Raw genomic sequence first — 23,158 nt, forward strand, 5'->3', positions numbered from 1 at the left:
TTCAGGCAAAACCTCATGGCTTCTTGGTATCCGATTGGGACTGAGCACGATTGATATCGAAGGGAAGTGCTTTGTCGGCCGCAATGCGCGTGAGCAACATCCGAATGGCGTCCGAAACAGACAAACCCATTCCGGCCAGCACGTTCGTGGCTTCCTCTTTGATGTGCCCGTCGATCCGGGCGCGAACGACATCACTGCTGCTTGCCATTACATGCCTCACGAATGTTGTAGCTACATTGTGCTCCATTTGTGCTGCGGTGTCATTTGCATCTTGTTGCAAGCGATTGGACGTCCCGGCGTACCGCCGTCGGGCTCGCGGGCTACCGCCCCGCGCCTCGTGCCGAGTCGCGGCCATTCGGCTTTGATCCCTGACGCCTCCGGCCCTTGAGGGCCTGCGCGCTGCGCTTGCCCATCCGTCGTTTCTGCGGGTGGGGTGTGGGCGGTCTTGCTGTTCCCTTCACCGTATCACGGCGTTCTCGCCGTCAAGGGCTGCGCACGCCTTGCGCGCTGGCGTCCTGGCGGCCGTCGCTGACCCCTGACTGCTTGCGCTGCGCCGTGCTGGACCCGGTTCCAGGCAATTCCGCCTGAGCAACTGGAGCACGATCATGTCGCAACTTTCTCTGTCTCTCGATTCCTCGCTGCTGGTGCGTGACGCGCAGGGGCGCTACTTGTTGGCGTCGGCTGACCAGATTCTGGCGGCGGCCCGCCAGGTCATCGACCAGAAGAACCCACGCGGGACGCTGTTCACGTCGCCGGCGCTGGTCAAGGACTACCTGCGCACCAAGCTGGCCAGCTTCGAGCACGAGGTTTTCGCGGCGCTGTTCCTCGACAGCCAGCATCGGCTGATCGAGTACGTGGAACTGTTCCGCGGCACCATCGACCAGGCATCGGTGTATCCGCGCGAGGTCGTGAAGGAAGCACTGCGGCTCAACGCGGCGGCGGCGGTCTTCTCGCACAACCATCCGAGCGGGAGTCCCGAGCCGAGCCAGGCCGATAGGCATCTGACCCAGCGCCTCAAGGAGGCCCTGGCGCTGGTGGATGTGCGCACGCTGGATCACATCGTCGTCGGTGGCGCGGTCACGACGTCATTCGCCGAGTGTGGCCTGCTCTGACCCCGGGGGCTTCGGCCCCCTTTTTGCTGCGCCTGGCGGTGCAGCTCCGGCCCTCGTGGGCCTGCGCGTGCTGCGCACTTGCCGAAGGTAGGTGTGCGTGGGTGGTGGTGTGAGGCGGTCTTGCTGTTCCCTTCACCGTATCACGGCGTTCTCGCCGTCAAGGGCTGCGCGCGCCTTGCGCGCTGGCGTCCTGGCGGCCGTTTGCGACCCCTGACCGCTTGCGCTGCGCCGTGCTGGCGACGGTTCCGGGCAATTCCGCCCGAGCAACCGGAGATCGTCATGAACGACAAATCACACGTTTCCCTCGAACAGCACGTTTGCCTGGTCTGCGGCAAGGCGTTCGATACCGGCGCCATCCTGCTGGACAAGCGCCTGCGCGCGAGCATGGAGCGCCATACGGCGACGGGCTGGGGTCTGTGCCCCGAGCATCAGAAGCTGTCCGATGACGGCTTCGTCGCGCTGGTCGAATGCGATCCGCAGCGCAGCGGCTCGCAGACCGGCGGGCGCATGAAGCCCGAGCAGGCGTACCGAACGGGGCGACTGGCCCATCTGCGGCGCACGGTGTTCGCCCAGATGTTCAACGTATCGATCGAGGACACGCAGGCTTGCGTGTTCGTCGAGCCCGGTGTGATCGACCAGTTGCAGTCGATGGTGGCGCCGGCGGCGAGCTGATCGCGCCGCGCTGGCTTCGGTGCGTCGTCCCTGCGGGGCGGCGCACTTTTTTTGTTGCGCCCGGTGCCGGTTTCTCCGCGCCTGCGGCGCTGCGCGCTGCGCTTGCCTCCAGGGGAAAGCCCTGCGGCCTATCCCCGCCGCGCGATGCTTGGCGCCCCTCAAAGACCGCCGAACCGGCTGCGCCGGCTCGGCCAGAAACCAACCGCAACCCCAGCAGCAGAGCCAGCTTCCCGATGCCTTGGGCATGGGGTCTGTCCTGGGCGTGGTGCTCATCAAGCATTGAAGTCCGGGCGTCTCCGGCCAAGCAACATGGCCGGTCGCGCTGTCGTGCTGCGCATCGAGCCTCGCTGCGCGAGTCTCGTCCCTGTCGGGCTTCCATCGTTCCCTCGCTCCGCTCGGCTGACGCCTCCGGCCCGGCTTCCAGATCCGGGCCTGCGCGCTTCGCTTGCCGTGCGGTCGGCACACGGGGATGGCCGTTGCCTTGTTCAGCCGTCTTTCCTGACTCCATCACCTTGCTCGCGACTGTAGCCCGCGGCCGTGTGCCGTCAAGGCGCGCAGGGCCGTGTCCTCGGCTGCGCCTGCGGGCCGCACCAACCCTGCGCTTGTCTCCTTGACGGCCCCCGTCCGCGCGCTCCTGACCGTCGCGGGCGATGAACTCAGGAAAGACGGTGGCAACGAGGCCAACCGGGTTCTTCGTGCCGACCGCACCGAACAGCCGAAAGGCTGGGCTCCGAATCTAGGAATCCGGTGTGCGGTGTGAACAGCCAACCCTTTTTTGTCAGGAGAAATGCCATGCAACTCGCATCCCGCTTCGCTTCCCGTTCCCCGTCGCTGCGCAGCGATCACCCGCTGTCCGATGACCAGATTCGCCGCGTGGCCCCGTCCATCTTCGCGGACGCCCCGCATGAGAGCCGTTCCGAGCGGTACAGCTACATCCCCACCGCGGCCGTGCTGACCGAACTGCGCAAAGAAGGCTTTCAGCCCTTCATGGTGACGCAGACCCGCGTGCGCGATGAAGGCAAGCGCGAGCACACCAAGCACATGATCCGGCTGCGCCACGCCAGCCAGATCAACGGCGCGGAAGCCAATGAAATCGTGTTGCTCAACTCCCATGACGGAACGAGCAGCTATCAGATGCTGGCCGGGATGTTCCGCTTCGTTTGCAGCAATGGCCTTGTCTGCGGCGACACCGTGGCCGATGTGCGCGTGCCCCACAAAGGCGACGTGACCGGACACGTCATCGAAGGTGCTTTCGAGGTGTTGGACGGTTTCGACCGGGTGAAGGAATCCCGCGACCTGATGCGCGGCATCACGCTGGACGATGGCGAATCCGAAGTGTTCGCCCGCGCCGCGCTGGCCCTCAAGTACGACGACCCGAGCAAGCCCGCGCCCATCACCGAATCGCAAATCCTGATGCCGCGTCGTTTCGACGACCGCCGCCCCGATCTGTGGAGCGTGTTCAACCGCACGCAGGAGAACTTGACCAAGGGCGGACTGTCCGGGCGTAGCGCCAACGGACGCCGCCACCACACCCGCCCCGTGCAGGGCATTGATTCCGATGTGCGCCTGAATCGTGCCCTGTGGCTGCTGGCCGATGGCATGCGCCAGCTCAAAGCCTGATCCCTTCCCGAGAGTTTCCCCGCAGGAGGGGCGGTTTCCCCTCCATTCCTTGTTTCACTTGATTGGAGAACCACCATGAACGCCATTACTCAAACCGAAGCCCGCGCCGTCAATACCGCCACCGCTGTTCCGCTGGAAGCTGCCGACCCGACCAAGAACCTGATTCTGGTTCCCCTGTCGCGGCTGGTGCTGCGCCCCTCGGGCCGCAACGTGCGCAAGACCCCGCGCATGTCGATTCCCGAACTGGCCGCGAGCATCCAGCGCGTGGGCCTGTTGCAAAACCTCATCGTGATTGCCGCCCCTGACGGCGATCAATACGAAGTCGTGGCCGGTGGCCGTCGCCTCGCAGCCCTCAAGCTGCTGGCGAAGAAGCACCGCATCTCCAAGGATTGGGAGGTGCCTTGCCTGTTGGTGGCCGATGGCACGGCCCGCACCGCCAGCCTCACCGAGAACGTGCAGCGCGAAGCCATGCACCCGGCAGACCAGTTCGAGGCGTTCGCCGCGCTGGTGGCGGAAGGTCGGCCCATCGAAGACATTGCGGCGGATTTCAGCGTCACGCCACTGGTGGTGCAGCGCCGCTTGAAGCTGGCCAACGTCTCGCCGCGCCTGATGGCCGACTACCGTGCCGATGCCGTGAGCCTTGACCAGTTGATGGCCCTTGCCATCACGGACGACCACACCGCGCAGGAAAGCGCGTTCTACGATACGCCGACGTGGCAGCGCCAGCCGTCCAACTTGCGCGAGCGCCTGACCGAGCGCGAAATCGACGCCTACCGGCATCCGCTGGTGTGCTTCGTCGGACTGAACGTCTACGAGCAGGCGGGCGGCGGCATTCGCCGCGACCTGTTCGCGGAAGGCGATGCAGGCGTGTATCTCACCGACGCCGCGCTGCTGGAACGGCTGGCGCAAGACAAGCTGGCAGGCATCGCCGCCACGGTTCGCACCGAGGGGTGGGCATGGGTGGATGCCACGCCGGGCGTGACCCATGCCGACTTGCACGCTTTCCAGCGTGCCCCGAGAGAACGGCGCGAACCAACCAAGCGCGAGGCACAGCGCATCGAGAAGCTGCAAACCAAGATGCAGGAGATAGGCGAAGACCTCGAAACCGCCCTGGACGCCGAGGAGGAAGACAAGGCCGATGCGTTGCAGGAAGAAGGCGAAGCCTTGGGCGAACAATTGCAGGCGCTGGAAGATGGCTTGCAGGGCTACAGCCCGAACGTGAAAGCCGCAGCCGGTGCCATCGTCACTATCAACCGCAACGGCGAGGCCGTGATTCATCGCGGGCTGCTGCGCGAGGCCGAGGCCAAGGCGCTGCGCACGCTGGAACGGCTGCGGCAGGGTTTCGCGGAGGGTGAAGCCGCGAACGATGACGAAGGCGACACGGCAGAAGAAGCCCAAGCCCCCGCTATGTCCGACCGGCTGGCGCAACGCTTGAGCGCGCATCGCACGGCGGCGCTGCAAATCGAAGTCGCCCGGCATCCGCAGGTGGCACTGGCCGCGCTGGTGCATGGCATGGTGCAGGCCGTCTTGCAGGCAAGCCACTACGGGAACGATCTGCCGCTGGGCGTGCGCCTCACGGTGCAAGACCGGCTGGAAGGCATGGCCCCGGACTGGCCGGAATCGTCCGCCGCCGTGGCGCTGCGCGAACTGCAACAGGCATGGGCTGGCAAGCTGCCCGAGGACAGCGCTGAACTGTTCGCCGCGTTGCTGGCAATGGAGCAAGGCGAACTGATCAAGCTGCTGGCCGTGTGCGTGGCTTCCACGGTGGACGTAGTGACGCCTCGCGCCACGCCGCGCCAGCCTGGCGCGGAACTGGCGCAGGCCGTGGGCCTCGACATGGCCGCGTGGTGGCAGCCGACCGCCGAGGGGTATTTCCGGCACGTACCAAAGGCGGCGATTCTGCGAGCGGTGAGCGAGTACGCGCCGGAGCACGTCACCCGGTTGGCGAAATTGAAGAAGGCCGACATTGCAAGCGAGGCCGAACGGCTGGCCGATGGTACGGGCTGGATGCCCGCCATCTTCAAGGCCGAAAGCCCGGCAGTGCAGGAAGCCGCGCAGGAGGATGGCCCGGAGGATGCCGAGGCCGTGGCGTATGAACCAGCCGAGGCGCTGGCCGCTTGAATCGCACCGAGAATAAGCGCCCCGGCCTTGACCGGGGCGCTTCGGTTGGAAGGAGAACCGCCAATGACCCGCACGACCGACAGTCGCCCGCATATGGCGGCGATCTATGCGTCGGGCACGGTGAAGGCGACGTGCGCGGCTACCGTCCGCCCTCTGGCTGGACGGCGCGCGCCGACCTTACGGACATTCACCCCATCACGGGCCGCACCTTGCCGCGTGCCGTGTGGTGGCTCATCGAGACGAAGGGATAACCGCGATCAGCACCGCGCCCAGGCCGTTCCGTCCTGGGCGCGGTGGTCGAAAAATCCGGGCGCGGCAGTGGCCGCGCCCGGTGTTCAAAGCTAACAGCCGAATCGGAATGCCGCCGCCTTCGCGGTGGCTCAGGCGGCATTGAAGCAGCCGGGCAGGCCCGCAGCTTGCGCAGTGCCGATTCCGTCAGACGCATAGTCGCGTTTCTTGCATGGAAAGCTGGAACGGCCTGGGCGTGTCGGCGCGATGCGCCGCCGGGCTTTCGGGCTGCGCCCCGTGTCGTCGTTGCCGTCACGGCCATTCGGCTTCAATCCCTCACGCCTTCGCGCCTGCGGCGCTGCGCGCTGCGCTTGCCCTCCAGGGGATCGGCGCAAGGCCCATCCCCGCCGCGCGCAGCTTGGCGCCCCTCGAACACCGCCGAACCGGCATCGCCGGATCGGCCAGACCAGCGCCCCGCCGCGTTGGGCAGGGCGTAGCGGATACGCCGTGGTTTGCTGCGGCAGGTTGCGCGAATGCGTGCCGTCCTCAACGCTGGCGGTACTTGCCCATCACGTCACGAAGGATGGTTCACGGACACACCGCCCGGCATCCCTATGGAGCTTCCACGCCACGCCTCAAGACCGGCGCCGAACGGTGCGGCAGGGGCATTCTTGCTTGTCGTCGGGGGATCGACCTTGCCCGCGTCAGGAAGCGCGCCAGTGAAGCCTTCGTGCGGGGATGCCGAGCCGGCCTCATCTCCTTTCGGAGCGGTTCGGCCCAAGGCGTCCCTGTCTCGTTGTGAATCCTGGCGGTGGCGCGGCTGCGCCTCGTGCTTCATGGCTGCAACCGTCCGGCACAAACAATTTCCCCTGCGCTATGCGCATTCCTCGCGGGACAAATTCTTTGCTCCTCCCGGCTCTCCTCTGCGTTGCGACCGCAAGCGGTGCAGCCCGCCCGTCCCCCGCCGGCCGGATCACAACAAGGACGCGATGGGCGCGAACCTTGTTCAACCGAAAGGAAAAACATCATGGCCAACATCGGCACCTTCACCGCAGACAAAGACGGCTTCACCGGCACGCTTCGCACCCTGACGCTCAACGTCAAGGTCAAGCTGGTTCCCAACGACAAGGGCAGCAGCGAGAACGCCCCCGACTTCCGCCTGCAGGCGGCCAGTCACGACATCGGTGCGGCGTGGAAGAAAACCAGCGAGGCCGGGCGGGAGTACCTGTCCGTGACCCTCGACGATCCTTCGTTCCCGGCAACGGTTTATGCCCGCCTGATCGAGGGCGAGGATGGCACGCACGACCTGATCTGGTCGCGCAGCAAACCCCAGGCGGCGTGACCGCCGCAGCGCCCCGCCCATTGCGGCGGGGCGACTGCTACCACGACATCTTGCCTACATAGCGCTTGAAACTCTCGATAGAGAGTTCCAAGAAGCGGCGGCTGTTCCGCGCAAAGCCTGCGCCCAGCAAAGCTGTGATGGTCGCTTCCGATTGAAGCTCCAGAATCAGCGAATTGGCTGACGAGTCATGCCACCCAACGCGCCCTACGGGCATACGGGCGAACAGGCCGTGAGGATTATTGGCCAAGGCTTGTTCCAAACTCGCTTCGCTGTCCTCCTCCAGATAGGCAAGAGCAGCAAGCAATTCAAATCGCTCAAACACCAGCTCGAATTCTGCGGATACACCTGCAAAGCTGGACCGCCAGTTCGTCATCACTTCGAGCAGATGATCGCTAAGGGGCGTCTTGCGGCGGTCGAGTCCATCCAACTCTTTCCAGACCTCGTTTTTCGCGCCCTTCCACTCATCCAGAAACAACGTGGAAACGACTCGTTTCGGATCACGATCTTCCCGAGGCCATGGGGCAACCAACAGTTCGTGAAGTGTCTGCCATCGCTGTGAGCGCGTCAGACCGACTCCGTAGGCAGTGAATATCAAGACGGCCGGGTAGGATCGCAGGCCCAGCCAAACCATCAGACCGTTTCCGATTTTCTCGGCCTGAAGATACACCCCCCTGATGATGTCGAGGATTGTCGTCAATTCAGAACCATCCCCCCATCTGCCAAGCACGCCAGCTATGCGCGTCAACGGTTCCGCCAGTGCCTCGTATCGCCGTACCCGCAATCGAAACTCGTCCTGATTCCACTGGCCATGCGGCGCGAACTGGCCTCCATCGAGCTGCGCCATTAACCGCTCCGTTTCTTGCGAAAGCAGCTCGTCCAGTTGGATACGATGTTCCGGCTTCGCCAGGTAGCGTTTCGCGCTGTTGACCAACAACTCGACGCTCAGTGGATTCTGGCGCTGGCTCTGTTCAAGCGTTTCGACTCGCTGCTGCAGCGTCTGGAAGAACTCATCTGCACCTGAGATCGGTATCGTCTTGGCACTTCGATGGGTGGCCAGCTCGCTGGCTCCCGTACCCAGAGTTCTCCGGGCTGCCCAATACACCGGATAGCGCCTGTTCGGTGCACGGAGGAAGGCTGCCCGCAACGCATGGTCCCATTCACCAGACCAGCCGCAGATGATCAGACCATGCTCATCAAAGATGCGGTCCAGCAGTTTGTCGTAGCTTTCCGGGTAAGCGCTCAGTTCCTGATCGGTGTTCAGGATGCGGGCATCCTTGTAATCGCCATGCAGCTTGAGCAGGTAACAGCGACTGTGCGTCAATGGCTCGGCACCCGCTAAAACGTCTGCGGAGGACACCACTGTGGGCTCGACTCCTTGCTCCCGAAGGGCGTTTTCCATGAGCCGGTCAAAGTTGGTCGTGACAATGACCCGGACGTGACCAGAACGGACCAACTGCGCTATCGCATGATGCGCCTTGGTCGGGATTTTCCGGCCTTCTTCGCGGTCCTGCTCATCTGGCTCGATGTACCGATGCAATATCGCCCGCCGCTCATCGGGTGAACTGGCGATCTCCTCCAACAACACGGAATAGTTTGGCTCTTGCCCAGTCTTTTCCCGGTACCACTGCGCCCAATCGGACTGGTCTTCAACGCCTTGGGCGGTCGCTACACGGCGCACCAGGTCCAACGTGATTTCCCAGCCGGTGGGAATCTCTGCAGAGCGCGACAGGCCCGACCCCAGAAGAACAGCGAAGACCCCCTTGTTCTCGTAGACGGAAAATCCAAGTTGGGTGATGGGGTCGTTCTGGAGAACTGTCATTCGTCGTCTGTCTGTGCCAGCAGTTCAAGCTCATGCCGAACCTGCGAGAGTAGTTGATCCGCCTTCTTGGAGTCGTTCCCCGAATACGCCAATGCCAGAAGCGTCACCGGATGGATCTCCATAACCTCGCACAGCTCAGCCAGCTTGTTGAGCGTCGGGCTTTTCAGATCACGCTCCAGCGAACTCAGGTAGGTCCGGCTGGACACGTCGGAGAACGCTTCCTGGCTCAGGCCGCGTGCCTTCCTGACCGTCTTCAATGCCTTCGCCAAAGAACTTTTCGCTGCCATCCAATGGTTTCCCCCAAAAACCAAGATGACAGTCGATTGCGCCCTATAGAGCTACAATCTATAGTGTTCATTTAACGATGGGCCTTTCCGCCTTCGTGCCTTTATGGAAATCCGCATCTGCGGATTCCGCCAAAAACGGAGAGCCGTATCCGTGCCTTTCTTGACCTCCACGTTTCCGCTTCTACGTCTCTGTGCATGTACGGATTCGATGCCTTGCGCATCCGTGTTTGCGCACGAAAGCACACAGCCGCTTCGGTGCTTCCACGCTTTCGCGGGAAGGCGGATTGGTGCATTCTCGGTTTCGTGGGGTTCCTGACCATGACCCAACCACTCACCACCAACGACCAGCGCGCGCAACTGCTCGCCAACGGCGTGGCACGCGCCGCCGGCCAGTCCATCGACCCGTGGCCCGTGGTGCGGTTGTTCACGCCGGATGCGCATGTGACCTGGTTGCTGGCAGCACTCGATCCGGTCGATGGCGATACGGCCTGGGGCCTCATCGACTTGGGCATCGGCATGCCGGAACTGGGAACGGTCAAGCTGTCCGACTTGGCAGGGATCGTCGGGCCGCGTCAGCAGCCCGTCCTACGCGACCTGTATTTCCGCGCATCGCGGGCGTTGTCGGACTACGTCCGGCTAGCGCAGATCGATGGCTCGATCCCTGACTGATCGAACCGCATGGCCCCGCTGCGGCGGGCCATCCAGTCACAGGCCGTTGCGGCGCATTGTGTCTTTTTCGGTCTGGTTTATGACATCGACAATCTGAATCGCCGCTCTTGCGCCATGTCGGTACGTCCTGACCGAAACGGTCATGATGCTTTTCGCGGCTTGCGGCAGGGTGTCCGGTGCTGCGCCCCATTTCCGGGCTGCGCAGCCGTCGCATCCGGACGATCCACGTAAGACCTCGGAGCCAATCAGTCTTGACACCGCTCGTTACAGTATGAGTGTATCCCTTTGTTCGTGGTGCGTTGAGGTTTTGATGGTGTAGCTCCAGCGTGCCGATCGTGGCGACGATTCCTGCCCAACAGGAGGTTGCCTCATGGTTGATCGAAGCGCCGAGTCTTGGTATCCCACCGCCGCGTATCTCTACGTGCTGCACTTGGATGACCTTGCATTGGCCTGGGAGTATTTGCGCCGCCACCCCGACTACCGCCGAGACTGGCTGCGCCGTCTTCACCAGCCGGACGCTGCCCACCATTGGGGGCTGCGCATGCTAGAAGACCCGACCTTGGATGCGCGCGACGCGCATCCGGCCTGGTTTCCTGGCCATCCTTGCACGGCGCAGCTTCACTCGGACATCGATCCGCCACAGGATGCCGTGGCGTTCGAGTTCTGGCGCATCCCCGGCCAAAAGCAACTGATCCACGACGGCCGACGCCTGATGCTCGCAACGCAGTGGCCCGGCTGCTGCCTGCGCCTGACCTTGGCGCCGAACCTGGTGGATGGCATGGCCTACGTCTACGCCATCCGTGCGTGCGACATGCCCTGCGCACGCCATTGCATGCTTCGGGTCGAACTGGACAAGCTGGCCGTTTCCTCCGAAGGCACGCCGGCCGCAGTAGTTCGGCCACGGCCTGCGCCGACCACGCTGCAGGAGCTGAACACCTTGCAGGCGCTCGACGCCACGTTGGCTGGGGCGTCCTTGCGCGAAATAGCCGAGGGGCTGTTTGGCGTCGATGCCGTGGTCGCGGGGTGGTATGCCGATGGCGGTTTGCGTTCCCGCGTGCGCCGTCTGGTGCGGCGTGGCCTGACACTGATGCGCGGCGGCTATCGCCGCCTAGCCCGAGTCAAATAGCTTGGGGAGGGTCGTTTTGCATCCCTTGCAAAACGACCCTCAACGGGACGCATTGCTTTCCTGAGACTGCCTCCATCTGGCCGCGCGGTGCGGCCGGGTTTTCCTGACCGATGGAGGCTGACCCGATGCGACCCGCTCCCTTGCGGCCTGCTGCCGCACACGCCACTCAGCAGCAACCCGCTGCTGCTGCACAACCCCAACGCTACCTGACCAACGACGAGGCCGCCGAATACCTGCGCTTGTCGCCGCGCACGCTGGAAAAGCAGCGCGTGATCGGTGGCGGCCCGCGTTTCCGCAAGTTCGGCCGTCGGGTCATGTACGCGGTGGCCGACCTCGACGCCTGGGCCGACCAGCGCAGCTTCGAGGCCACATCCGACCCCGAATATGCCGAGCGCCACTCGGCTGACAGCCGTGCGCGCTGATTGGCGCGTCGCCGGTGGCCATCGCCATGTCCAGCCCGTCGCTGCTATCCCGATCATCGGGGCAGCGATCGACGCAGGAGCGGGAACAGCTCGATCTGTTCCGCGCGCTGCCGGGCGACATGGCGCCGCGCGACAGCCAGGACTTGATGGCCTTTCCGTTCTTCTCGCTGGCGAAGTCGAAGCGCGTCCAGCCAATCGACTTCCGCGCCGGGGGCGTGACGATCCGCGTGGAAGGGACACAGGAGCACGGCATCGCCACGATCTGGGATGCCGACATCCTGATCTGGGCCGCCAGCCAGATTGTGGAAGCGCGCGACGCAGGCATTCGCCCGTCACGCCTCATGCGTGCCACGCCCTACGAGATCCTGCGCTTCATCGGGCGCGGTACATCGCTGCGCGATTACCAGCGCCTCAAAGCGGCCTTGGATCGCCTGCAATCGACCACGGTGGCCACTTCCATCCGCGAGACGACCGGGCGGCGCCTGCATCGCTTCTCGTGGATCAACGAATGGAAGGAGCTGGCCGACGCCCGAGGCACGCCGCTGGGCATCGAGCTGATCCTGCCGGACTGGTTCTACGCGGGCGTGCTCGACGCTGCGCTGGTGCTGACCATCGACCCGGCCTATTTCAAGCTCACCGGCGGCATCGAACGCTGGCTGTACCGCCTAGTGCGCAAGCACGGCGGCAAACAGCCGGGCGGCTGGCAGTTCGACTTCAAACACCTGCACCGCAAATCGGGCAGTACAGCGAAGCCCTACGACTTCGCCTGCGACCTGCGCGCGCTGGTGGCGCGGCAGTCGATGCCGGGCTACGTCCTGGGCATCGAGCGCACGCTGGACGACGGAGCCGAACTGCTGACTTTTCGGCCCGTGCCGCGGACGGCACGGGGATAACTCGGGGAAAAACTGTGGACGGCCTCGTGCTATCAGGCGTGACGGGTATCGTGCTATCGGGCGTGTCCCTATCGTGCTATCAGGCGTGCGAAACCGCCGAAAACCCAATAACGGCGCGGGTTTCCCGTCTCTCTAACTTCCCTAACTTAAATTCTTTAACTAATAAAAACAGCGCGCCGTTTTGGTGGATAAACACCAAACGGCACAGCGCACAGCATTTCGCACGGCGAAGAAAAACCGGCTTTCCAGCAAGGAGGGCCGCGCCATGATCATCGCTTTGCTGAATCAGAAAGGCGGAGTGGGCAAAACCACGCTGGCCACCCACATTGCCGGCGAGCTGGCAATGCGCGGCCAGCAGGTCATCCTGCTCGATGCCGACCCGCAAGGCTCGGCGCTGGACTGGACGCAGCGGCGCGCCCAACAGGGCTTGCCACGTTTATTCAGCGCCGTGGGCCTCGCCCGCGAGACGTTGCACCAGGAAGCGCCCGAGCTGGCACGCAGGGCCGATCACGTCGTCATCGATGGCCCGCCGCGCATCGCCGCCCTGGCGCGCTCCGCGCTGCTGGCGGCTGAGCGCGTGCTGATCCCGGTGCAGCCCAGTCCCTACGACTTGTGGGCATCTGCCGAGATGGTGGCGCTGATCCGCGAGGCGCAGGTATTTCGGCCGACACTGCGCGCGGCCTTCGCCATCAATCGGCGCGTCAGCACGACCATCATTGGCCGTGAGGCACGCCAGGCGCTGGCCGACCAGCCGCTGCCCGCGCTGCGTTCGGAAGTGCATCAACGCATCGTTTTCGCGGACAGCGTGGCCGCTGGTCGGCTCGCCCGCGAGACGGCACCTGACAGCGCCGCCGCGCGCGAGATCGCGGCGCTGGTCGATGAACTGCTACGGTGGCCGACATGACCACAGAGCGATCTAGGCGTGGCAAGCGCGTCGGCATCGGAGTGCGACCACCAGCGAACCCGCACGTCGAGGCGTGGGTTCGCCAGGGCGAAGCCAACGACATCCAGAAAGGCGATCTCTACACCGCGCGCCTGACCCTCGACATCACGCCCGCGATGCGCGCGCGCATCAAGGTGTCGGCCTTCACGCAGGGCGTGACGGTGGCCGAACTGCTGCGCGCGCTGCTGGAGCGCGAGTTCCTGGACGTATCCACGGAGAGAGCACCATGACCGCTCACGTTTTGGCGGCCGAAGCTGCCACGCCCCCCGCCGTTGCGCCGTCGCTCGCGGCGCTCGCCGGCCGCGCTGGCACCGCAGCGCCGACCCGCGTATCGCTGGCCTACGTCGAACCGCGCTTCAAGCTCTATCTGCGCTTTGGCGAACCCGCGCGCACACTCCAGCTCGACCGCTGGCGGCGCTGCGCGGTATTCCTACCAGGCGCCATGTTCTGCCGCATTCGCTGGCAGGCCAACGACTATGGGACGGTGCGATGGCAGCTCATGGTGATGCAGGCTGGCACGGCGCTGGACGCCCTGCAGCGCATCCCCGGTGTGCTGCCTGGTGCGCGCCTGCTGCTGCACGCCGAGTGCGAACCTGCAGTGCGCGCCGTGCTGGAACGCATCGACGCTATCGAGGCACTGAGCATCGCCACCATCGACGTGTCGCCCGCGTACTGGCGCACGCTGGGCAACCGTCTGTCCGCACGTCTACCGCTGCCCGAATACACCGTCGAGCGGCACGCTGCCTGGCTAGCAGGGAGGGCGTTGCCATGACAACCCCTTTCACCGCCACACGCACCAGCAACGCCGCGCCGCGTCCTCGCTCGCGCCTACGCGCTCGCATCGTGTTGGCTGGCCTGTCCGCCTGCGGCTTCGCTGCGCTGGCCTGGGCTGCTTTCGTGCAGCCGTTGCCGCGCCTGATCTACAACCCGTCCGACAGCGTGGCGGTCGGCTGGTATCGCGTCAATCCGCTTGACCCTCGCGCCGCCTCACTATCACGTTCGTTGTCCACGGGCAGCATCGTGCTGGTTCCGCTGCCGGCCGAAGCCGCCGCGCTGGCTGCGCAGCGCGGTTACCTGCCAATGCGCGTTCCACTGCTCAAGCGCGTGGGCGCAGTGGCACCGCAGGAGGTGTGCATCGCGGGCGGCAGCGTCCGCATCGACGGCGTGCCTGCGGCCAGCGTGCTGCGTGCCGACCGGTTGGGCAGGCCGCTGCCTTCGTGGCAGCAGTGCCGACGCCTCGACCCTGGCGAACTGTTCCTGTTGAGTGTGACCAATCCGGCGTCGTTCGACAGCCGGTATTTCGGGCCGGTCAGCGCGTCCACCGTGATCGGTGTCGCGCGTCCGGTCTGGCTGGAGACACGTCGATGATGGTCGCCGATTCGCTGCGCTTCGTCGTGCCATCCGGCGTGTCACTCCGCTGGCCATCGCCGTGTCGCCGCTCATGCAGCGCGAACGCATCCGTGCCGCACTTGGCGCAACATCCGGCGCTGTCCTCCTACGTGCAGGCGTCTTGCCTCGAACGCGCCCGGCCGAAGGCCGTGGCCGCGTTTGCCGGTGGGCTGGCTGCGAGCAGCACAGCGCCGCCGGGCCGCCGACGCCTGGAGCGGAAGCGACAGGCAAAGGCGGAAGGCAAGATAAAAGGTCGCGGCACCCAGCCGCTTGAAAACCCTGTCTGCACGTGGGGGTGGCGCGGCACGCGCCAAGAGGCGGCAGCGTGCCGCGAGAGTGCGCAATGCCGCATCGCCATTGGTGAAAGCGCGTGCTTTGTCCGCTGGACTGCGCCGGTCTTGGATGGAGCCGCCCGATGAACCGCAAGGATGACGACCGCTTTCGCATCCGCCCCGGCACGCCGAAACAGCGCGGCGATGCCTTCATCAACAAGGTCCTGCACCAGACCAACAAGGCTGGCGCAAAGCTCGGCAAGACGGTCGGCAAGGCCGGCCAGCGGCCCGGCTCCCGGCTGGGGCGCGGCCACGTCGCGGCCCGCTTCGCCGGGGCCTCGCTCACGCCCAATGCCCGGCGAGTGATGATCAAGGCGCGATTGGTCAATCTGACCAAGGCCGGACCACGTTCAGCTACCGCGCACCTGCGCTATATCGAGCGCGAAGGGGTGGATCGCCAAGGCGGTCCAGGCCACGCCTACGGTCCGACAACCGACACGGCGGACACCGCCGCATTCGAGGAACGCGGGCGCGAGGATAGGCACCAGTTCCGCTTCATCGTTTCGCCGGAAGATGCCGAACCGCTCGACGCCCTTCGCACCTACACCCGGTACCTGATGGCACGCATGGAGGCCGACCTGGGCACCAGGCTGGACTGGGTGGCGGTGGATCACTGGAACACCGACAATCCCCACACGCACGTCGTCCTGCGCGGCAAGGACGACACCGGCAAAGACCTCATCATCTCCCGCGATTACATCGCTGAGGGAATGCGTCACCGGGCGGCGGAACTGGCGACCGAATGGCTGGGGCCGCGCACCGAGCTGGAGATCCAGCGCGCCATGCAGCGCGAAGTTAATCAGGAGCGGTGGGCAGGACTGGATCGCACCTTGCAGCGCGAAGCCGTGGATGGTCTGGTGCAGCTGGAGAGGCTGGCTGTACCCCGGCTGCAACGCCAGCGACAAATGTTGATCGGACGCCTACAGCACTTGCAACGCATGGGGCTGGCGACCGAGCAGCAACCCGGCACCTGGGCCATCCATTCCGAGGCCGAACCGACCTTGCGAGCCATGGGCGAACGCGGCGACATCATCCGCACCATGCAGCGCACCATGAGCGGAAAGCAGCGCGAGCTGGCCGTGTTCCAGGCCGGCGAGGATGGCCGCGCCATCGTAGGCCGCGTCGTCGGCAAGGGGCTGGCCGACGAGCTGTACGACAAGGGCTATTTGGTCATCGACGGGATCGATGGCAAGGCGCACTACGTCGCGCTGCCACCACGATCAGAGCTGGAGCAGTACCCGACTGGCGCCGTGGTGGAGGTGAAGGGTGTGGCCGACGTGCGCGCGGCCGACCGGAACATCGCCGCGCTGGCCGTTGATGGCGTGTACCGCACCGACCATCACCTGGCCGTCGCGCAAGGACAGGCATCACCCGACCGTGATCCGCGCGATGTGGTGGCCACTCATGTGCGCCGGCTCGAAGCTCTGCGCCGCGTCGGCATCGTGGAGCGGGTCGCCGAAAGCGTCTGGCGTGTGCCTGACGACCTGGCCGAGCGAGGCCGCCAGTACGACGCGCAGCGTCTCGGCGGTGGGGTTGCGGTGGAATTGAAATCGCATCTGCCGATCGAGCGACAGGCGCGTGTGATCGGCGCTACCTGGCTTGACCAGCAGTTGATCGACGGTGGCAAGGGGTTGGGCGACCTGGGCTTTGGCAGCGAGGTCAAGGACGCGCTGCAGCAGCGTGCCAATATTCTGACCGAACAGGGGCTGGCCGAGCGACATGGGCAGCGCGTCGTCCTCGCGCGCAACCTGTTGGCGACACTGCGCGGGCGCGAGCTGGCGAAGGCCGCACAGGACATAGCTACCGAGACCGGCCTGGAGTATCTGCCCGTGGCCGACGGGCAGCGCGTGGCCGGCGTCTATCGACGTTCCGTCATGCTCGCCAGCGGGCGCTACGCGGTGCTCGATGACGGCATGGGGTTCAGTCTGGTGCCGTGGAAACCTGTGATCGAACAGCGGCTGGGGCAGCAGCTCGTCGCGACAGTACGCGGCGGCGGGGTGTCGTGGGAGATTGGTCGTAAACGGGGGCCTGCTATCAGTTGAGGAGCTTGGCGAAACGTTTTGTATTTGCGCGGTACGGAGTACTCGTACGCGTTCAGTCAAACAGGTGTCGAGCGCGGAAGTCGGTTCGACCTGAACTTGACTACATTCCATATCGCAAATATAGTTCGATCGTACGAACTTCAAGAACCTTAACCCGACCATGATTTCGAGACACCCATGCATCGCTTGAACACTTATGCGCTCAGTCTTTGTAGGCCCTTGCCGTCAATCTGGGGAACCAGCGCGCAGAACACAGATAGGGGCACGCAGGCTCGCATGGTGGTTGTGCTGTCTATATGCGTACTTCAGCTGGCTGCCTGCGGTGATAGCTCAAACTCGCGCATAGCTTCCACGCCAGTCGCTGCAGAAGTTGCCGTGGTACGGCAGGCACGATTGCCTGTTACCAACGATGTGACTGGCAGCGTAGTCTCTGATGGACGCATCGACGTGGCTTCGCGCGTGACCGGATTCATTCGCCAGCTCGATGTTCGGGAGGGTCAAGCGGTCAGGCGCGGCGACCTGCTGTTGCGCATCGACGCCTCTGACATCGACGCGGCCATTGCGCAGGCACGCGCCGGTGTGCAGGCCGCCCAAGAGGCTTGGCGGGATGCGCGGCACGACGTGAATCAAAACGTGCAACTGGTGCCGGCTGGCGCGATCTCGGCCGATGCGCTGCGCAAGTCCAGGGTGCGCGAGGAAACCACCCGCGCGATGCTGGAACAAGCACAGTCGGCGTTGGCAGCGGCACAGGCGCAACGCAACTACGTGACCATCACCAGTCCGGTGGACGGCGTGGTCGTCTCGGTGGCCCGGCGCAGCGGCGAGATGGCAACTCCCGGCGCGCCGCTGATGACGGTGGAGTCGCGCGAGGTCTTGCTGTTCAAAGCGTTCGTGCCCGAGCGCAGCCTGGCGGCAATCAAGTCCGGCGACTCGATTCCCGTGCGCATCGACGCGCTGGGCGATGAGCGTTTCAAGGGACGGGTTCGGGGCGTGGTGCCATCGGGCGATGGCGTGACCCGCCGCTACGAGGTGGACATCGTGCTGCCGCGGGACGCACGCCTGCTACCGGGAATGTTCGGCCGCCTCGAAATCCTGCTGGACGAGAAGCAGGCCGTCACGGTGCCGCGTGCGGCCCTTGTGCGACGCGGTGGCTTGGACGGCGTGTTCGTGCTCCAGGACGGCGTGGCGCGTTTTCGATGGCTGCGCACCGGCCAGCGCCTGGGCGATGTGGTGGAGGTGACCGCCGGCCTGTCGGACGGAGAAACCATCCTCGCCAGCGTCGCCGACACCGTCCATGACGGCATGCCGATCCAGGCCGCCGGGGGCGCGCGATGACGTCGCGGCGCCTGAACTTCGCGGGTTTTCTCGCGAAGCACTTCATCACCTCCAAGCTCACGCTGGTCTTCATCATCGCCGTGGCATTGATGGGTGTCGTGGCGGTGCTTCAGACCCCGCGCGAGGAGAACCCGCAGATCATCGTGCCCGCCGCCGCCGTGGTGGTCGGCCTGCCCGGTGCCTCGGCCGCGGAGGTCGAATCGCTGGTGGTTACTCCGCTCGAAGGCATCCTGAGCGAACTGCCCGGCGTTGATCACATCGAGAGCACTTCCCGCAACTCACAGGGAATCGTTCAGGTGCAATTCAAGGTCGGTGAATCCAAGGAGCAGTCGCTGGTCAAGCTCTATGACCGCGTGATGGCCAGCCGTGCCTGGCTGCCTGCCGATGCCACGACGCCATTGGTGCAAAGCGTCGACGCGGACGACGTGCCGATCGTCACCTTCACGCTGGCTTCGTCGAAATACGATGACTACGCGCTCAACCGCATGGCCGAACGCATGGCCGAGCGCCTGCGCAGTACCGAAAACGTCTCGGTGGTTTCCTTGCGCGGCGGGCAGCACCGCGAAATCACCATCGAACTGGACCCCGATCGCCTACAGGCTTACGGCGTGACCCTCGGCCAAGCCCGAGCGGCCTTCCCAACCAGCAACCTGGCGTTGCCACTACAGCCCACCGTACGTGACGGTCAGGTACAAGCCATCAAGTTGGATGCGGCCTATACCTCGGCCGAGGATGTGCGTAACCAGCTCATCGCCGTGCGCGACAAGCGGCCGGTTTACGTGCGCGACGTGGCCACCGTCACCGACGGCCCGCCGCCGGAGGCGGCCACGGTCAGCCGCCTCTCCTTCGGTCCCGGCGATCCACGCTTTGGCACGGCCGATGCCACAGACCTGCCCGCCGTCACCATCGCTGTGGCTAAAAAGAAGGGCACCAACGCCGTGGTTGTCACCAATGCAGTGATCGACCGCATGCAGCGCATGCAGGCCACCTTCGTGCCCCAGGACATCCAGGTCGTGGTGACGCGCAACGACGGCCAGAAAGCCGACGACGCGGTCAACCTGCTGCTGGAACACCTGGCGATCGCCCTGGTCACCGTGGGCTTGGTGCTGATCCTCTTCCTGGGCTGGCGCGAGGCGTTGATCGTGATGATCACGGTGCCGTTGATCATGGGCATCACGCTGATGGCGAACCTGCTGGGCGGCGTCACCATCAACCGCGTCACACTGTTCGCCCTGATCCTTGCGCTGGGACTGCTGGTGGATGCCGCCATCGTGGTCATCGAGAACATCCACCGCCACTACGCCAGCCGCAAACCGAAGGCAGACAAGGAAGTGGAAACCGTGCTGGCGACCAACGAGATCGGCAACGCCACCAACTTGGCCACCTTCGCGGTAATGCTGGTCTTCATCACCTTGCTGCTGGCCTTGACCGGCATGCCGCGCCAGTACTTTTTCCCTGTGGCGGTCACTGTACCCGTGGCCATGGCCGCATCCATCGTCGTGGCCTACATCGTCGTGCCATGGGCGTCCAACCGCTGGCTTCATCGCCACGAAGTCCAGCAGGAAGAATCATCGTGGCCGGAAACAGTGCATGGACAGCTTGTTCATGGTCATGGCACGCCGGGGCGAATCGAGCACCTCTACCTGCGTTTGTTCGGCCCCCTGCAACAGCGCAGAAACGTACGTATCAGCTTCGGTCTGGCAGTGCTGCTGCTGATGACAGTCTCGCTGATGCAAGGCGCCTGGCAGTTTGTCCGTCCGGCAGGTGTGGGAGGAGCCGTGTCCGCGCTGGGCGTGCCGATCGGCTTTCTGCCCAAGGACAACCAAAACACCTTCAACGTGGTGGTTTCGATGCCGGAAACTACTCCGGTGGAAGACACCGATCGTCTGGTGCGCCAGGTCACCGCGTTGCTGTCGCGGGAACCGCAGGTGGTCAACTACCAGACTTGGGTCGGCCAAGCAGGTGTGGCCGACTTCAACGGCCTGTTCAAGGGTACCGCCGCGCGCGTCGGTAGCCACGTAGCGGAGATCCGCGTCAATCTCGTAGACAAGCATCTACGCAAAGAAAGCTCCATCGACATCGTGCACGAACTGCGCCCTAAGGTGGAAGCCGTCCGCGCTGCTTGGCCCGGTGCCGAGGTCGCGCTGGTTGAGCAGCCGCCAGGCCCACCGCTACGCTCGACCGTTTTGGCGGAACTCTATGGTCCTGATACCGAGGGTCTGCGCGCGCTGTCGGCTCAGGTGCGCGAGGCCTTCGTGCAAACCTACGGTACCGTCGACATCACCGACACCGAACCGGAAGACGTGCGGGAATACCGTATCGTGCCGGACAAGGACAAGGCCGCGCTCTCCGGCGTCTCGACCGCGCAGATCGCCGAGGCGCTGGCGCTGGTCTATGGCGGCACCACCCTCGGCCGCGCCCACCTGCCGGACGAGAAACTGCCGGTGCCAGTCAGGGCCTTCGTGCCGCGCCGCTTCGAGGTCGATCCCGCCCGGCTCGACCGGGTATTCGTGGACAACGCCGCCGGCCAGCCCGTGCCTCTGGTGGAGTTGGTCAAGGTGGTCCCCGCATCGGTCGATCGCCCCATCCTGCACCGCGACAACGAGAAGGTCACCTTCGTCGGCGCGGAAATGTCGGACTCGGTGCCGCTGTACGCCGTGCTCGACCTGCAGCGGCGCCTGCATGGCATCACCGCGCCGGACGGACGTCCGCTGCGCACCGGCAACCTGCGCTTCAAGGAGGACGTGCCCGACACCATCGATGGCTACCAGTTGCTGTGGGGCGGCGAGATGCGTATGACGATGGACGTGTACCGGGATCTCTCCCTCTCCCTCAGCGGCGCCCTGCTCATCATCTATTTCGCGCTGGTCGCCTACTACCGCTCGTTCATCATTCCGCTGGTGGCCATGTCGGCCGTGCCGCTGGGCATCATCGGCATCTTTCCGGGGCACTGGCTGATGGGCGTGGATTTCTCCGCGACATCCATGGTCGGCATCATCGCCCTGGCAGGCGTGGTGATCCGCAACTCGCTGCTGATCATCGACTTCATCCAGGACAACATCCGGCACGGCATGCCGCTGAAAGAGGCGGTACGCGAGGCCGGCGCGGTGCGTCTGCGGCCGATCCTGCTGACGATGCTAGCAATCATTTTCGGCTCGGCCATCATGATGACCGACCCGGTCTTCGGGGGGCTGGCCATCTCGCTGATCTTCGGCACGCTGGTCTCGACCGCGCTGACCGTATTCGTCGTGCCGCTGCTCTACGAGCTGCATGCGATGCGCCATGCGGCCCCGACGGCCACAGGAGCAAACCATGCATGAGAACCACAGCGGCACGTCATCGGCTCGCCGTCGTCAGGCCCGCGCAGGCCATGAGACCGGCTCGTCGGCTCACCATTGGCTCGTCGGCACGCTGGCGGTGGCGGTGCTGGCGATGCTGAGCGGTTGCGCCTCGCTGGCACCCGCGCTCGATCCCATCGCGCTCCCCGTCGCATCCAACTGGCGGACGCAGCCCGACACGCCGGGCGTTGCGGCCGCGGTTGACCTGGCGTGGCGCGAGTACTTCACCGACCCGGCCTTGCAGGCACTGATCGAGACCGCCCTGGAAAACAACCGCGATCTGCGCGTGGCGGTGCTGCGCACCGAGGAGGCGCGCGCCGCCTTCCGCATCCAGCGTGCGCAGCAGGCGCCAATGGTCGGCGTGGGGGCGCAGCAAATCCGCACTGGCCTGCCCGATGGGCTACAGCCGCTGGCGGGCCGCTCGGTCCTGGAGGTCAACGTAGCCTCCGTGGGCATCAGCAGTTGGGAGTTGGACCTGTGGGGCCGCGTACGCAGCATGAAGACCGCCGCATTGGAGCAATGGCTGGCCACCGAGCAGGGCCACCGCGCCGTGGAGTTGGCGCTGGTCGCCCAGGTCGCCGATGCCTACCTGGGCCTGCGCGAACTCGACGAGCGCATCGCGCTGGCAAGGCGCACCGTTGAAAACCAGCAAGAACTGGAACGAATCTTCCAGAAACGCTTCGAGCTGGGCCATGGCTCCCGGCTGGAACTGACCCAGGTGCGTACCCTGCTCAGCCAGGGCAAAGCCCTACAGGTGCAGCTCGAATTGCAGCGCGAACAGCAGCGCAATGCCCTGGCGCTACTGCTCGGCAGCGACCCCCAATTGCCGCCGCCATCGGCCCCGATGGATGAAGCCCTGGTTATGCCCGAACTGAGGCCCGGGCTGCCATCGGACCTGCTGGCGAACCGCCCGGACATCCTGGCCGCTGAGCATGCGCTGCGGGCGCGCCAGGCCAACATCGGTGCGGCGCGCGCCGCGTTCTTCCCGCGCATCGCACTGACCGGCGGTGCCGGCTCGGTCAGTACCAGCCTGAGCGACCTGTTTTCGTCGGGCACCCGGGTATGGTTGTTCCAGCCGACGATCGAATTACCGATCTTCGATGCTGGCATGCGACAGGCCAATCTCGACGCTAGCGTCGTGCGGCGTGACATCGCCATTGCCGAATACGAACGCGCGATCCAGGCAGCGTTTCGCGACGTCTCCGACGCCCTGGCCGCAAGGCAGAAGCTCACCGAGCAGCTCGTCGTGGCGCGCCAGGCCCACGCCGAGCAGAGCGAGCGTTTGAAACTGGCGCGGATGCTGTTCGATGCCGGCTCGGCGGCGCACCTGGAGGTACTGGACGCCGAGCGCGACCTGCTTGCCGTCGAGCAGCAACTGGTGCAGGTACGCAGGGCGGCATTGTCAAGCCAAATCGGGCTGTACGCGGCGCTGGGCGGTGACACGAACCAGCCCCCGAAAAGATGAGGA

The 23,158-nt window shown here is 65.0% G+C and carries 21 protein-coding genes; 18 read left to right on the forward strand and 3 right to left on the reverse strand.

Annotated elements, in window-relative coordinates; genetic code table 11:
- Positions 1–13: 13 nt before the first annotated feature.
- The gene (locus QQK25_RS08420; RefSeq protein WP_205230706.1) at positions 14–208 is read right to left on the reverse strand and encodes a type II toxin-antitoxin system RelB/DinJ family antitoxin; all 195 of its coding nucleotides are present in this window, start codon (positions 206–208) and stop codon (positions 14–16) included.
- Between the two features lie 397 nt (positions 209–605).
- Between QQK25_RS08420 and radC the strand changes: the two genes are divergently transcribed.
- The 5 genes from radC to QQK25_RS08450 all read left to right on the forward strand — a co-directional run bounded on the left by radC (position 606) and on the right by QQK25_RS08450 (position 7,095).
- The gene (radC, locus tag QQK25_RS08425; protein ID WP_205230707.1) at positions 606–1,112 is read left to right on the forward strand and encodes a RadC family protein; all 507 of its coding nucleotides are present in this window, start codon (positions 606–608) and stop codon (positions 1,110–1,112) included.
- Between the two features lie 279 nt (positions 1,113–1,391).
- A complete protein-coding gene (locus QQK25_RS08430; protein WP_205230708.1) occupies positions 1,392–1,784 on the forward strand; it encodes an ATPase in 393 nt (130 codons plus the stop codon).
- Positions 1,785–2,576: 792 nt separating this feature from the next.
- Positions 2,577–3,404, forward strand: a complete 828-nt coding sequence (locus QQK25_RS08435; protein ID WP_205230709.1) for a DUF932 domain-containing protein — start codon at positions 2,577–2,579, stop codon at positions 3,402–3,404.
- A gap of 75 nt (positions 3,405–3,479) precedes the next feature.
- Positions 3,480–5,525 (forward strand): ParB/RepB/Spo0J family partition protein, encoded by a 2,046-nt coding sequence (locus tag QQK25_RS08440; protein WP_205230710.1) that lies wholly within the window; start codon positions 3,480–3,482, stop codon positions 5,523–5,525.
- Positions 5,526–6,780: 1,255 nt separating this feature from the next.
- Complete coding sequence (locus QQK25_RS08450) at positions 6,781–7,095, forward strand: DUF736 domain-containing protein (RefSeq protein ID WP_070155852.1); 315 nt, start codon at positions 6,781–6,783, stop codon at positions 7,093–7,095.
- A gap of 37 nt (positions 7,096–7,132) precedes the next feature.
- Here QQK25_RS08450 and QQK25_RS08455 read toward each other — a convergent pair whose 3' ends face one another.
- Both QQK25_RS08455 and QQK25_RS08460 read right to left on the reverse strand, forming a co-directional pair.
- Positions 7,133–8,914, reverse strand: a complete 1,782-nt coding sequence (locus tag QQK25_RS08455) for an SIR2 family protein (RefSeq protein ID WP_205230711.1) — start codon at positions 8,912–8,914, stop codon at positions 7,133–7,135.
- Positions 8,911–9,201 (reverse strand): helix-turn-helix domain-containing protein, encoded by a 291-nt coding sequence (locus QQK25_RS08460; RefSeq protein ID WP_205230712.1) that lies wholly within the window; start codon positions 9,199–9,201, stop codon positions 8,911–8,913. Before QQK25_RS08460 ends, QQK25_RS08455 begins: the two co-directional genes overlap by 4 nt.
- Before the next feature lie 318 nt (positions 9,202–9,519).
- On the opposite strand from QQK25_RS08460, the gene QQK25_RS08465 reads away from it, so the two are divergent.
- The 13 genes from QQK25_RS08465 (at position 9,520) to QQK25_RS08525 (ending at position 23,155) form a co-directional block, all read left to right on the forward strand.
- A complete protein-coding gene (locus tag QQK25_RS08465) occupies positions 9,520–9,870 on the forward strand; it encodes a DUF2958 domain-containing protein (protein ID WP_205230713.1) in 351 nt (116 codons plus the stop codon).
- Positions 9,871–10,240: 370 nt separating this feature from the next.
- The gene (locus QQK25_RS08470) at positions 10,241–10,996 is read left to right on the forward strand and encodes a DUF2285 domain-containing protein (RefSeq protein WP_205230714.1); all 756 of its coding nucleotides are present in this window, start codon (positions 10,241–10,243) and stop codon (positions 10,994–10,996) included.
- 125 nt (positions 10,997–11,121) lie between these two features.
- Positions 11,122–11,418 carry a helix-turn-helix domain-containing protein gene (locus tag QQK25_RS08475; RefSeq protein WP_205230715.1) on the forward strand — a complete coding sequence of 99 codons (297 nt, stop codon included), beginning with the start codon at positions 11,122–11,124 and terminating at the stop codon, positions 11,416–11,418.
- 14 nt (positions 11,419–11,432) lie between these two features.
- A complete protein-coding gene (locus tag QQK25_RS08480) occupies positions 11,433–12,311 on the forward strand; it encodes a replication initiator protein A (protein WP_438696431.1) in 879 nt (292 codons plus the stop codon).
- A gap of 265 nt (positions 12,312–12,576) precedes the next feature.
- Complete coding sequence (parA, locus tag QQK25_RS08485) at positions 12,577–13,215, forward strand: ParA family partition ATPase (RefSeq protein ID WP_205230716.1); 639 nt, start codon at positions 12,577–12,579, stop codon at positions 13,213–13,215.
- Positions 13,212–13,484, forward strand: coding sequence for a chromosome partitioning protein ParB (locus tag QQK25_RS08490; protein ID WP_205230721.1), 273 nt, complete (start codon positions 13,212–13,214; stop codon positions 13,482–13,484). The genes parA and QQK25_RS08490 overlap by 4 nt, the downstream gene beginning before the upstream one ends.
- Entirely contained in the window at positions 13,481–14,026 is a 546-nt protein-coding gene (locus QQK25_RS08495; RefSeq protein WP_205230717.1) for a DUF2840 domain-containing protein, read from the forward strand. The genes QQK25_RS08490 and QQK25_RS08495 overlap by 4 nt, the downstream gene beginning before the upstream one ends.
- Positions 14,023–14,622 (forward strand): S26 family signal peptidase, encoded by a 600-nt coding sequence (locus tag QQK25_RS08500; RefSeq protein ID WP_205230718.1) that lies wholly within the window; start codon positions 14,023–14,025, stop codon positions 14,620–14,622. Before QQK25_RS08495 ends, QQK25_RS08500 begins: the two co-directional genes overlap by 4 nt.
- Positions 14,619–15,062 (forward strand): hypothetical protein, encoded by a 444-nt coding sequence (locus QQK25_RS08505; protein ID WP_284187534.1) that lies wholly within the window; start codon positions 14,619–14,621, stop codon positions 15,060–15,062. Before QQK25_RS08500 ends, QQK25_RS08505 begins: the two co-directional genes overlap by 4 nt.
- The gene (locus QQK25_RS08510) at positions 15,059–17,017 is read left to right on the forward strand and encodes a relaxase/mobilization nuclease and DUF3363 domain-containing protein (protein WP_284187535.1); all 1,959 of its coding nucleotides are present in this window, start codon (positions 15,059–15,061) and stop codon (positions 17,015–17,017) included. Before QQK25_RS08505 ends, QQK25_RS08510 begins: the two co-directional genes overlap by 4 nt.
- A 276-nt stretch (positions 17,018–17,293) precedes the next feature.
- The gene (locus tag QQK25_RS08515) at positions 17,294–18,352 is read left to right on the forward strand and encodes an efflux RND transporter periplasmic adaptor subunit (RefSeq protein WP_284187536.1); all 1,059 of its coding nucleotides are present in this window, start codon (positions 17,294–17,296) and stop codon (positions 18,350–18,352) included.
- Complete coding sequence (locus tag QQK25_RS08520; RefSeq protein WP_284187537.1) at positions 18,349–21,672, forward strand: efflux RND transporter permease subunit; 3,324 nt, start codon at positions 18,349–18,351, stop codon at positions 21,670–21,672. Before QQK25_RS08515 ends, QQK25_RS08520 begins: the two co-directional genes overlap by 4 nt.
- Complete coding sequence (locus QQK25_RS08525) at positions 21,665–23,155, forward strand: efflux transporter outer membrane subunit (RefSeq protein ID WP_284187538.1); 1,491 nt, start codon at positions 21,665–21,667, stop codon at positions 23,153–23,155. Before QQK25_RS08520 ends, QQK25_RS08525 begins: the two co-directional genes overlap by 8 nt.
- Positions 23,156–23,158: the final 3 nt, after the last annotated feature.

The sequence above is a fragment of the Zoogloea oryzae genome, assembly GCF_030161255.1.
Taxonomy (GTDB): domain Bacteria; phylum Pseudomonadota; class Gammaproteobacteria; order Burkholderiales; family Rhodocyclaceae; genus Zoogloea; species Zoogloea oryzae.